The organism is Parabacteroides sp. AM58-2XD (genome assembly GCF_003463685.1).
GTDB classification, from domain to species: domain Bacteria; phylum Bacteroidota; class Bacteroidia; order Bacteroidales; family Tannerellaceae; genus Parabacteroides; species Parabacteroides segnis.
Window position 1 is genome coordinate 1 of sequence record NZ_QSDP01000078.1, and the last position, 12566, is coordinate 12566.

The 12566-nt window shown below is 46.0% G+C and carries 9 protein-coding genes and 1 pseudogene; all 10 read left to right on the plus strand.

Annotated features, from left to right (window positions below; all coding sequences use genetic code 11):
* Positions 1-85 precede the first annotated feature (85 nt).
* The 10 genes and pseudogenes from DXA15_RS17300 to rpiB all read left to right on the plus strand — a co-directional run bounded on the left by DXA15_RS17300 (position 86) and on the right by rpiB (position 12524).
* A pseudogene (locus DXA15_RS17300) lies at positions 86-1608 on the plus strand (hypothetical protein).
* Between the two features lie 85 nt (positions 1609-1693).
* Positions 1694-3418: an ABC transporter ATP-binding protein gene (locus tag DXA15_RS17305; RefSeq protein WP_128134845.1), complete on the plus strand. Its 1725-nt coding sequence runs from the start codon at positions 1694-1696 to the stop codon at positions 3416-3418.
* Positions 3419-3421: 3 nt separating this feature from the next.
* Positions 3422-5188: an ABC transporter ATP-binding protein gene (locus DXA15_RS17310; RefSeq protein ID WP_128134846.1), complete on the plus strand. Its 1767-nt coding sequence runs from the start codon at positions 3422-3424 to the stop codon at positions 5186-5188.
* Positions 5189-5388: 200 nt separating this feature from the next.
* The gene (locus DXA15_RS17315) at positions 5389-6465 is read left to right on the plus strand and encodes an aldose epimerase family protein (protein WP_128134847.1); all 1077 of its coding nucleotides are present in this window, start codon (positions 5389-5391) and stop codon (positions 6463-6465) included.
* Between the two features lie 46 nt (positions 6466-6511).
* Complete coding sequence (locus tag DXA15_RS17320) at positions 6512-7777, plus strand: MFS transporter (protein ID WP_128134848.1); 1266 nt, start codon at positions 6512-6514, stop codon at positions 7775-7777.
* A gap of 89 nt (positions 7778-7866) precedes the next feature.
* Positions 7867-9012 (plus strand): galactokinase, encoded by a 1146-nt coding sequence (gene galK / locus DXA15_RS17325; RefSeq protein ID WP_010802683.1) that lies wholly within the window; start codon positions 7867-7869, stop codon positions 9010-9012.
* 26 nt (positions 9013-9038) lie between these two features.
* Positions 9039-9731, plus strand: coding sequence for an NUDIX domain-containing protein (locus DXA15_RS17330; RefSeq protein WP_128134849.1), 693 nt, complete (start codon positions 9039-9041; stop codon positions 9729-9731).
* A gap of 137 nt (positions 9732-9868) precedes the next feature.
* A complete protein-coding gene (locus DXA15_RS17335) occupies positions 9869-11896 on the plus strand; it encodes a transketolase (RefSeq protein ID WP_128134850.1) in 2028 nt (675 codons plus the stop codon).
* A gap of 25 nt (positions 11897-11921) precedes the next feature.
* A complete protein-coding gene (locus tag DXA15_RS25305; protein WP_158579678.1) occupies positions 11922-12083 on the plus strand; it encodes a hypothetical protein in 162 nt (53 codons plus the stop codon).
* Positions 12084-12092: 9 nt separating this feature from the next.
* A complete protein-coding gene (rpiB, locus tag DXA15_RS17340; RefSeq protein WP_128134851.1) occupies positions 12093-12524 on the plus strand; it encodes a ribose 5-phosphate isomerase B in 432 nt (143 codons plus the stop codon).
* The last annotated feature ends 42 nt before the right edge of the window (positions 12525-12566 follow it).

Consider the following 12566-nt stretch of genomic DNA (forward strand, 5'->3'; position numbering starts at 1 on the left):
ATGAATAAACCCAAATTCATATATTTGTAACAAACAATTCCTAATCTAACTATATATCAACTATTTAAAAAACCATATAAATTATATGAATGACATACACGCACTTCTAATTCTTGTCAATTCCCTAACAAAAGCTGAAAAAAGATATTTCCATCTTTATTCAAACCTACAAAACGGAGACAAAGTTTACATTACCCTTTATAAGCTAATCGATTCTAATATATCTGCAGAAGACTTATATACACGTTTTTGCCAGCTTCAGGATGGAAGAAATTTTAAAATGGCCACAAAGCACCTCTATTCCATAATTATGGACTGCCTCGTCCATCTACGAAAAAAAGAAAACATACAAGCAATGATCTGCAATTATATTACTAAAGCTGATATTTTGTTCGAAAGGGAACTTTTTGAAGAAACATTCGATGAGTTAGATAAGGCAAAAAACTTAGCAACCATTTATGAAAATGATCCGCTTCTATTACTAATACACAGAACGGAACTTAAATATCTTAGTTCACTCGGATTCAAAAATATATGCGAACGGGATCTTGTTAAAAAACAAATGAAAATCAATGATATTATAAAATACACTCGTAATACGAATCTTCATTTACAACTCTATGATATTTTAAAACATCGTATTACCTATAAAGGAGATATCCGTTCAAACAAACAAAAAGACAACCTGAATGACCTGGTTTTAAGTGAACTGAATCTGATAGCCAATAATTCCTATAAAGGATTTGAAGCCAGAAAACTACATCTCCTGTTTCAGGCCACTTATTATCTGAATACAGGTAACTATAAATCAGCCATCCGTTTTTACCAGGAACTTATTACTCTTTTCGAATCAAATCAGCACCTGATCCTGAATCCTCCGATTTACTATTTGAGTGCCCTAAAAGGCATTCTCGACAGTCTTCATTTGGCAGGACTGTACCAGGAAATGCTTTTTTTCATAGACCGCCTGAGAAAAATGCAGCAGGGCGACTACGCAACAGAATTTCTTTTGGAAATAAATGCTTCCATCTATCAATATGAACAAGTTAGTTATATAAATACAGGCAAGTTCGAAATTGCCTTGGAACTATCCGGCAACTATGGAGATCATTTGTTTAAAAAGATCGACCTGCTCAGGTTGGAAACACAACTAAAACTGTATTTGAATACTGCCATTCTTTATCTGTGCCTGGAAAAACCGGAGAGAGCACGCAAAAGCATGAAGAAAATATTCAGTTCCGGCAAACTGTTTCATACATTGCCTCGTATAAAACGGCCCGGTTGATAAATCTGCTGATACTGGCTGAACTGGGGGATTACAGCTTTTTCGAAAATGAAATCAACTCCATCAAGCGTAATATTCATTATGAAAAACATATATACCGTACAGAAAAGCTACTGTTCCGTTTTGTCATGTCCTATCCGTTGCCGTCTTATCAGAAAGCGCAAAACAAACTGTGGATGCAATTTCAAAAGGAAATAGAAAAGATCAGGGAAGACAAATACGAAAAGCAACTGCTTAAAACATTCGATATACTTTCATGGGTAGAAAGTAAACTGACAAACAGACCTTTCGCTGAAATATTAGAAGAAAACTATATCGGATAACAAAAAGCCTCATCGGGTAAGCGGAAGTGTATTTAACACATCGAACAACTCTTTTCTAAATTATGTTCTATCTTTGTAGAACAACATGGAGAAATATTGGCAAATACTCAAACGATATAAAGGAGGACTGGCAGTCAGTCCGCTGCTTGTACTGATAACTGTACTGTGTGAAACCGTTCAGCCGATGTTTATGGCTGAGATTATTGACAACGGGGTTATGCCTCGTGACCTCTCGGTTATTACACGGGTCGGAACCTTTATGATTTTGATTTCGCTGGCGGGGTTATTCGTTAATATCGTTAATGTATATGTATCTTCCCGCATCGGTATCGGCTTCGGAACCGATTTGCGGACCAGGCTTTTCGACAAGATACAACAACTGTCCTTTTTCGATATAGATAAATTCAGTTCGGCTTCGCTGGTGACACGGTTAACAAGCGATATTTCCCGTATACAGCAAATTGTGCTGATGTCTATGCGGCTTCTGCTCCGTTCTCCCCTTATGTTGGCGATGGCTGTCTTTTTCGTTGTCAGGATTAACCGGGAACTGGCTGTTGTACTGATAGCCGCCATCCCCATTCTGGGCGGAAGCGTTTACCTGATACTCAGCAAAGGGTTTCCTTATTTCCTGAAAGTACAGCAGAAAGTGGACCAACTGAACGGAGTGGTCAGGGAGAATCTTATTAATATCCGTGTAGTCAAATCGTTCGTCCGGGAAGATTTCGAGACAAAGAAATTTACCAAAAGTAGCGAAGAGTTACGCGATATGGTTATCCGGGCATCCAATATTGTCGTTTCCATATTTCCGGTCATGCAGCTGGTTATGAACTTATCTATCCTGGCTATCCTGTGGCTGGGCGGACAAAAAGTGATGTACGGCGAGTTGAAGGTCGGCGAACTGATTTCGTTCGTCAATTATCTGGCACAAGTTTTGATGTCACTGATGATGCTTTCCATGATTATTATGTCGTATGCCCGGGCCTCCGCCTCTTCCAAACGTATCCTGGAAGTACTGGATACGAAACCTTCTTTGACCAACACACAAGAAGGTTTACAGGATAAATACCGGATAGAGAAAGGAGAAGTGACTTTCGATAATGTCAGTTTCCGCTACACCGGCGGGGAGAACGATGTCTTGCAACATATCAGTTTCCGGGCCAATCCGGGCGAAACAATTGCGCTGGTCGGTGCCACCGGTTCTGCCAAAAGCTCCCTGGTACAACTGATACCGCGTTTATACGACGCCACTTCGGGAGAAATACGAATCGACGGCATCCCGGTAAAAAACTATAACCTGGATGAACTGCATGCCCGCATCGGCATGATTCTGCAAAAGAACGAACTGTTTACCGGTACCATTATCGACAACCTGAGATGGGGAAAGCCGGACGCTTCGATGGAAGAAATCGAGGAAGCCGCCCGTGCCGCCGAAGCACACGATTTCATCAGCTCCTTCACCGAGGGTTACAACACGTTGCTGGGACGCGGAGGCATCAATGTCTCCGGCGGCCAGAAACAACGTATCTGCATTGCCCGTGCCTTGCTCCGTAAACCGAAAATCCTTATCCTGGACGATAGCACCAGTGCCGTCGATACCGAAACGGAACTGAAAATACGGAACAACCTGAATGCCATGTTGCACGATACAACCGTATTTATCATCACCCAGCGAATCAACACCATGCAGTCTGCCGACCGTGTCATCGTGTTGGAAGACGGCGAGATCAACGCTATCGGAACACCGGACGAACTAATCAAGAGCTCGACCGTCTATCAGGAAATCTATCATTCACAACAAGTATTGTTTTAAGTTATGGCACACGGAGATCACTTGAAAGATAATGCAAAACCCAAAGAAGGACGGAAAACCTTCTGCCGGCTGATATCGTACCTGTCATGCGACCGGCGCTTGTTGTTCGTGATTGGCTTCCTAATTATTGTCAGCATCATAGCCAACCTACTGGGCTCTTATATGTTGCGTCCCATCATCAACGACTATATCATTCCGGGAGATTTCCACGGATTGATACGGATATTGATTATGCTGGCCGTCGTGTATCTGACAGGGGTCGCAGCCGTGTATATCCAATATATATTATTGAACAAGATCGGCCAGCGAACAGTCACCCGGATGCGTTCCGACCTTTTTGAGAAGATGGAACACCTGCCGGTCAAGTATTTCGATACCCATCAGCATGGCGACCTGATGAGCCGTTATACGAATGATATCGACAAGATCAGCGACGCCTTGACCGACAGCCTCTCCGACATGCTCTCCAGCGCTCTGACGCTGATTGGTATCTTCTGCCTGATGCTTTATATCAGTCCGGTCCTGACGCTTGTAACTCTGATTACTGTCCCGCTGATGTTCCTCAGCGCAAAAGAAATAGTAAAGCGAAGCCGCAAATATTTCAAAGCACAGCAGGAATCCATCGGTACGCTGAACGGTTATATCGAAGAAATGATAAGCGGACAAAAGGTTGTCAAAGTATTCGGCCATGAAAAGAAAGTAAATGCCGACTTTGAAGTGCAAAACAGCGATCTGAAAGAGAAGTCACAAAAGGCCCAGTTCTACTCCGGACTGATGATGCCCGTCATGCAGAACCTGAATACGCTGAATTATGTATTTATCACCATCGTCGGCGCCCTGCTCGCCATCTTCCGCGGATTCGATGTCGGCGGACTGGCCGCCTTCCTGCAATACTCCCGCCAGTTCGGACGTCCGATCAACGAACTCGCCAGCCTCTACAACAGTATCCAGGCTGCTATTGCCGGTGCCGAACGTATCTTTGAGGTCATAGACGAAACACCCGAAACACCGGATGCTTCCGACGCAATCGCATTACAGAATGTACAAGGCGACGTAGCCATGAAAGACGTTTATTTCGGATACAAACCGGAGAAAACGATTCTGAAAGGAATCTCCTTGCATGCAAGAGCCGGCTGCAAAATTGCCCTGGTCGGTGCCACCGGAGCCGGAAAAACAACTATCCTGAACATGCTTCCCCGCTTCTTCGATATCCAGTCGGGAGAAATCACGATAGACGGTCATCCCATCCGCCGGATCAAACGAAACAACCTGCGTCAATCTATGGCAATCGTCCTTCAGGATACGCATCTCTTCACCGGAACCGTACGCGAAAATATCCGTTTCGGCCGTCTCGATGCGACCGACGAGGAAGTCATTGCCGCCGCCAAACTAACGGCTGCCCATTCCTTTATCAAGCGCCTCCCCCAAGGCTACGACACGCTCCTTGAAAACGACGGTGCCAACCTAAGCCAGGGACAGCGCCAATTACTCAATATCGCCCGTGCTGCCATTGCCGACCCTCCCATCCTGCTACTGGATGAAGCGACCAGCAATATCGACACCCGCAGCGAAATCCTTATCCAGAAAGGTCTCGACCAACTGATGCAGGGACGAACGAGCCTCATCATCGCCCACCGTCTCTCGACAGTGAGAAACGCCGACCTTATCCTCGTCCTCGAACATGGAAAGATTATCGAACAAGGCAGCCATCAGGAATTACTGGCACTGAAAGGGAAATATTACTCCCTCAACCAGGAGCAGTTCAAATAAGAATGGACCCCTCAGCAGGAAATGATACAACAAGGACAACCCGACTGGGATTGCAAAACGTATTCTTCGCTTCCAGAAAGGTGGATAATACACTCTTTTGGCAGACAAAAAGCCACTTTATGCTTTATAACATCTTTTCGCGCATCCTACTTACAAAGAAGTAGGCTAATTTTACACGCAATTTTGATAACATTACATACATGAAGAACAAGAATACACTGTCTGGCTTGGCTGTTGCAAATTTCAGCAAGCAAATAGACGGGAAGGAGACGATGCTATGTATCCTGACCAATAAAAAAGGTGCAGAACTTACCATTACCAACTACGGTGCAAAAATTGTATCGCTTATGGTATCGGATCGGTCCGGCAAGTTAACCGATGTTGTTACCGGACATAATTCCCTCGATGATTATCTGGTCTCTGAAGAACCTTACTTCGGAGCAATCTGCGGCCGCTACGGTAACCGTATTGCCGGTGGGAGATTTACACTGGATGGTGTTGTATACGATAAGCTGGCTATCAACAACGGCCCCAACAGCCTCCACGGAGGGCTGAAAGGTTTCAATTCCGTTGTGTGGGACGCTAATCAGACCGACGACCAGACCGTAGAACTGAAGTATACTTCGGCCGACGGCGAAGAAGGTTTCCCCGGCACACTACAAACTACCGTCACTTATCGCCTGACCGACGAGGGCGAAGTCGTGATCATGTATCAGGCCGTAACAGACCGTCCTACCGTATTAAATCTGACCAACCACTCCTACTTCAACCTCTCAGGAGCCGGCGACCCGTCGATTGCGGACCATACGTTGACCATCAATGCAGACTATTATCTGCCTACGGATGAAACGGCCATTCCTTACGGTGCCCCCGAAAAAGTAGAAGGTACACCGATGGACTTCCGCACTCCTCACCTGGTAGGTGCCCGCATCGACGAACCGACCGACCAGTTGACCTGGGCAAGAGGCTATGACCATACCTATATATTAAATAAGGAAGAAGGCGAACTGGGTTTCTGTGCCCGCCTGCAATCGCCCAAGACCGGTATCATCATGGAAACATATACAACCGAACCGGGCGTACAATTATATACAGGTAACTGGATGACCGGCAATTTCGAAGGAAAGAACGGCGGGCGCTATCCGGCAAGAGCGGCCTTGTGCCTGGAGACACAACATTTCCCCGATAGTCCGAACAAACCGGAATATCCGTCGACCGTACTTCGTCCGGGAGAAGTTTTCGAAAGCAAAACTATCTATAAATTCTCGGCCGAATAACAAATAACAAAATCAATATATCAATAACAATAAAAAAATTCAATCAATGACTCAAGAAAAAAAACAATGGGGTGCCATCATCATTATGATTGCACTTTTTGCAATGATTGCATTCGTGACTAACCTTTGTTCACCAATGGCTATTATCGTAAAGAACGACTTTGGAGCAAGTAATGTTCTTGCTCAAATTGGAAACTATGGTAACTTCATTGCCTATCTGGTAATGGGTATCCCTGCCGGTATGCTTATCGCCAAATATGGCTACAAGAAAACGGCCCTTATCGGCCTGGTGGTAGGTATCGTAGGTATTTTAATACAATGGATGAGCGGCCATGTAGGCAAAGATAGCGCATTCCTGGTGTACCTGATCGGCGCGTTTATCAGCGGTTTCACCATGTGTATTCTTAATTGCGTGGTTAACCCGATGCTTAACCTGCTCGGAGGCGGAGGCAACAAGGGTAACCAGCTTATCCAGCTCGGAGGTGTGTTCAATAGTACGGCGGCCGTTGCCTGCTACATCCTGATGGGAGCCCTTATCGCAGATGCCACCAAAGCACATATTGCCGACGCGACACCGGCATTGATGATCGCTCTTGCCATCTTCGTTATCGCATTCGTGGTGATCATGTTTACTAAAATCGAAGAGCCCGAACAAGCCCCCGTCGACACCAGCCTGATCAAAGGAGCTTTAAGCCATCGCCATTTTGCACTGGGAGCACTCGCCATCTTCCTTTACATGAGCGTCGAAGTGGGTACTCCGACTTACATTCTTCAATATCTTACCGACCCGGCCGGACATAACATCTCCGCCAATATCGTAGGTCTTATCGTAGCCGTCTACTGGTTGATGATGCTTATCGGCCGTTTCGTAGGAGCCAGCATCGGAGCTAAAGTATCCAGCCGCGCAATGATCACAACCGTATCGATCGCTACACTTATATTGATTGCTTTCGGTATATTCTCACCCGCAACAAGTACCGTCGAAGTTCCGGGCATAGATTGGGCCTCATTTACTATGATCTGGCAGGAAGTACCCGTTGGTATCCTGGCATTCCTTTTGGTAGGCCTTTGCACCAGCGTCATGTGGGGTGGAATCTTCAACCTGGCCGTTGAAGGATTAGGGAAATACACCGCTATTGCCAGCGGTATCTTCATGACCATGGTATTCGGTTGCGCCGTAATGGTTGCCATCCAAGGTTGGGTTGCCGACATGACAGACTATATAACCAGCTACTGGGTCGTATTCTTCAGTGCCGCATACATCTTGTTCTATGCACTTATCGGCTCTAAACCATCAAAAAAATCAGAATAAAATAAACAATATGCCAATCCTTGAAATTATCCGGTTTTATTCGTAACCGGATAATTTCTTCATTTATAACCTTTAAAAGAAATAATATCATGCAGAAAAAAATCAGAGATAAATTTCAAGAGTTATTCAACACAGAAGGTGCTGTATTTGCTTCTCCGGGTCGTATCAACCTGATCGGCGAACACACAGACTACAATGGCGGTTTCGTATTCCCGGGAGCTATCGACAAAGGGATGATCGCAGAGATCAAACCGAACGGAACCGGCAAAGTTCGTGCATTCTCTATCGACCTGAACGATTATGCGGAATTCGGCCTGAACGAAGAAGATGCTCCAAAAGCAAGCTGGGCAAGATACATTTTCGGTGTATGCCGTGAAATCATCAAACGTGGCGGCCAGATCCAGGGATTTGATACCGTATTTGCAGGTGATGTTCCTCTGGGTGCCGGTATGTCTTCATCCGCCGCTCTGGAAAGCACATATGCTTTCGCTTTGAATGAACTCTTCTCTTTGGGTATCGACAAATTCGAATTAGCAAAGATCGGCCAGTCTACCGAACACAACTATTGTGGTGTCAATTGTGGTATCATGGACCAGTTCGCTTCCGTATTCGGTAAAGAAGGAAGCCTGATCCGTTTGGATTGCCGCTCTTTGGAATATAAATATTTCCCATTCAACCCGGTTGGCTATAAACTGGTATTGCTGGACTCTGTAGTTAAACACGAACTGGCTTCTTCGGCTTACAACAAACGCCGCCAATCTTGCGAAAATGCAGCAGCAGCTATCCGTCGCAATCATCCGGAAGTAGAATTCCTGCGTGACGCAACAATGGGCATGCTGAACGAAGTAAAAGGCGATATCAGCGCCGAAGACTATATGCGTGCCGAATATGTGATCGAAGAAGTACAACGCGTACTCGACGTTTGCGAAGCCCTGGAAAAAGGCGATTACGAAACCGTAGGACAAAAAATGTACGAAACGCATCACGGCATGAGCAAGTTGTACGAAGTAAGTTGCGAAGAACTGGACTTCCTGAACGATGTTGCCAAGAAATGTGGCGTAACCGGTTCACGTGTCATGGGTGGCGGTTTCGGCGGTTGCACGATCAACCTCGTAAAAGACGAACTGCACGATGCCTTCATTAAGGAAGCATTCGAATCGTATACAAAGAAATTCGGACACGAACCAAAAGTATATGAAGTAGTAATCAGCGATGGCGCACGCAAACTCGCTTAATAAATTAATTCAATATCCATAAAATCATGACGGCCGCATTTTATCAGAACGAAGTCAAATTTTTTATAGCAGTAGATTGTATCATCCTCGGGTTCAACAATGGTGAACTCAATGTTTTACTTTACAAGCGGAATTTTGAACCTCTGAAAGGACAATGGTCTCTGATGGGCGGCTTTATCAAATCCGGCGAAAGCGTAAACGAAGCGGCATCCCGCGTGCTTGCCGAATGCTCCGGTATCGATAATCTTTTTATGGAACAGGTAGGTGCCTACGGAGATGTTACCCGCGACCTCGGGGAACGGGTTATCTCCGTAGCATACTATTCCTTAGTTAATATGAATGACTTCAATCGGGAACTGCTGAAAGAACATAATGCCCAATGGGTAAAAATCAGTGAAATACCCGAATTGATCTTCGACCATAACCAAATGATTGCCGATGCATTGGCGTGTCTGAAAAGAAAAGTAGCTACCAGTCCTATCGGCTTCAACCTTCTTCCGGAGAAATTCACTCTCCCCCAGCTTCAAAGTCTATATGAAGCAATTTATCAGACTCCATTGGATAAACGTAATTTCCGCAAGAAGCTAAACGCCATGGATATCCTGAAAAAACTGGACGAGAAAGATAAAAAGAGCTCTAAAAGAGGCGCTTTCTATTATATGTTCAACAAAGAGAAATACGACCATCTGCTGGATCAGGGATTCTATTTCTCCCTGTAACTTCCTTGCATATCCGGCTCTCTGTGAGAAATATCGCACGTTAGGAAACTTTACAGAAAATGAATTGTTTGTATGATATAGCGGTCTATAAGAAGAGATTCCCTATCTTTGTGCAAAAATTAAACTAATTCATCAAAATGAACGATATTAAAGTAATGAACAGAGCAGCGGACAATATCCGCGTCCTGGCTGCCTCAATGGTAGAAAAGGCTAAGTCCGGTCATCCGGGTGGTGCAATGGGTGGTGCAGACTTTATCAATGTACTATTCTCAGAGTATTTGGTCTATGATCCTAAGAACCCGGAATGGGAAGGCAGGGATCGCTACTTCCAGGACCCGGGACATATGTCGCCGATGCTTTATTCAGCCCTCGCCCTGACAGGCAAATTCACCATAGAAGAACTGTCTATGTTCCGCCAGTGGGGAAGCCCGACTCCCGGCCATCCGGAAGTTGACATCAAGCGAGGAATCGAAAATACCTCAGGTCCGCTGGGACAAGGCCATACCTACGCTGTAGGTGCAGCTATCGCCGCCAAGTTCCTGAAAGCCCGCCTGGGTGATGTAATGAACCAGACTATTTACGCATATATTTCCGATGGCGGTATCCAGGAAGAAATCTCACAAGGCGCCGGTCGTGTTGCCGGAACGCTGGGACTGGATAACCTGATCATGTTCTACGACTCCAACAACATCCAGCTTTCTACAACCGTAGAAGAAGTAACGGCTGAAAATGTCGCTATGAAATATGAAGCATGGGGTTGGAAAGTGATCAGCATCAACGGAAACGATGTAAATGAAATACGCAAGGCTCTGGACGAAGCGAAAGCCGAAACCCAGCGTCCTACCCTGATCATCGGTGATACCATCATGGGTAAAGGTGCCATGGGTGCCGACAAGAGTAACTACGAAAACAAAGTATCTACTCATGGACAACCCCTGTCTGCCGCCGGTGCATCCATCGAAGAAACAATCAAGAACCTGGGAGGTGATCCTCAGAACCCCTTCTCCGTATTCCCGGAAGTTGCCGAACTCTATGCAAAGCGTGCCAAAGAACTGGAAGCTATCGTAGCTGAACGTTATGCCGCTAAAGACGCATGGGCCAAAGCTAACCCGGAACTGGCAGAAAAGATGAAATTCTGGTTCTCCGGCAAAGCCCCGAAACTGGATTGGGAAGCTATCGAACAGAAAGCAAACCAGGCAACTCGTGCCGCATCCGCTATCGTATTAGGTGTACTGGCTACAAAGGTTGAAAATATGATTTGCTCATCCGCCGACCTGTCCAACTCGGACAAGACAGACGGCTTCCTGAAGAAAACACATTCATTCGTGAAAGGCGACTTCAGCGGTGCCTTCTTCCAGGCAGGTGTTTCCGAACTGACAATGGCTTGTGTATGTATCGGTATGTCACTGCACGGCGGTGTGATCGTGGCTTGCGGTACCTTCTTCGTATTCTCTGATTATATGAAACCGGCAATCCGTATGGCAGCCTTGATGGAACAACCGGTGAAGTTCATCTGGTCGCACGACGCCTTCCGCGTTGGTGAAGACGGACCTACTCACGAACCGGTTGAACAGGAAGCACAGATCCGCCTGATGGAAAAACTGAAGAACCATAAAGGACACAACTCTATGCTGGTTCTCCGTCCGGCCGATGTTATCGAGACGACAATTGCATGGAAGATGGCAATGGAAAATACAGTCACTCCTACCGCTTTGATTCTTTCCCGTCAGAACATTACTGACCTGCCCGCAAAAGGAAACCGTTACGACGAAGCCTTGCAGGCCGAAAAGGGTGCCTATATTGTAGAAAGCGATGAAAACCCAGACGTTATCATGGTCGCTTCCGGCTCGGAAGTCGCTACATTAGTTGAAGGAGCGGCATTGCTTCGTGCCGATGGCGTGAAGGTTCGTATCGTATCAGTTCCGTCCGAAGGGCTGTTCCGCAACCAGAGCAAGGAATACCAGGAATCTGTTATTCCGACAGGAAGCAAGATATTCGGTCTGACTGCCGGTCTGCCCGTCAACCTGGAAGGTCTGGTCGGAGCAAATGGCAAGGTTTGGGGTCTGGAATCATTCGGATTTTCCGCTCCTTACAAGGTGCTCGACGAAAAACTCGGCTTCACAGGACAGAATGTATACAATCAGGTAAAAGAACTATTAGCATAAGAAAACATAAGATAAAGTAAGCCCTATGGTTGCACCTTCGGGAACCGGACGGTTCCCGAAGGCGGAACCCCGGCGTTCCCACTACAGCGAAGCCTCGGTTGCATCGGCAGGAACCTCTACGGTTGCTGCAACGGGAACCAAGATGGTTGCATCCGGCGGAACCATAGGGTTACTTGTCTACCTCTAACAGATAAAGATGAAAACACTAGGTTTATGTTGTGACCATGCAGGTTACGAGTTAAAGGAGTACGTAAAACAAATACTGGATTCTAAAGGACTACCCTATAAAGATTTCGGAACCTGCTCTGCAGACAGTTGCGATTATCCCGACTTCGCCCATCCATTGGCCTATGCAGTAGAAGTCGGAGAAGTATATCCCGGAATAGCTATCTGCGGCTCAGGAAACGGTATCGCAATGACTCTGAACAAACACCAGGGAATACGGGCCGCTTTATGCTGGCAAGAAGAAATTGCACGACTGGCTCGTGAACACAATGATGCCAACATACTTGTCATGCCCGGTCGGTTTATCAGTCAGGAGGAAGCTAAACGCACCGTCGAGGCCTTTTTGAACACCCCGTTCGAAGGAGGTCGACACATACGACGTATTGACAAGATCCCGTTGTAAAAACAACGGGATTATCATATAGAACATTCTTATAAATACTAA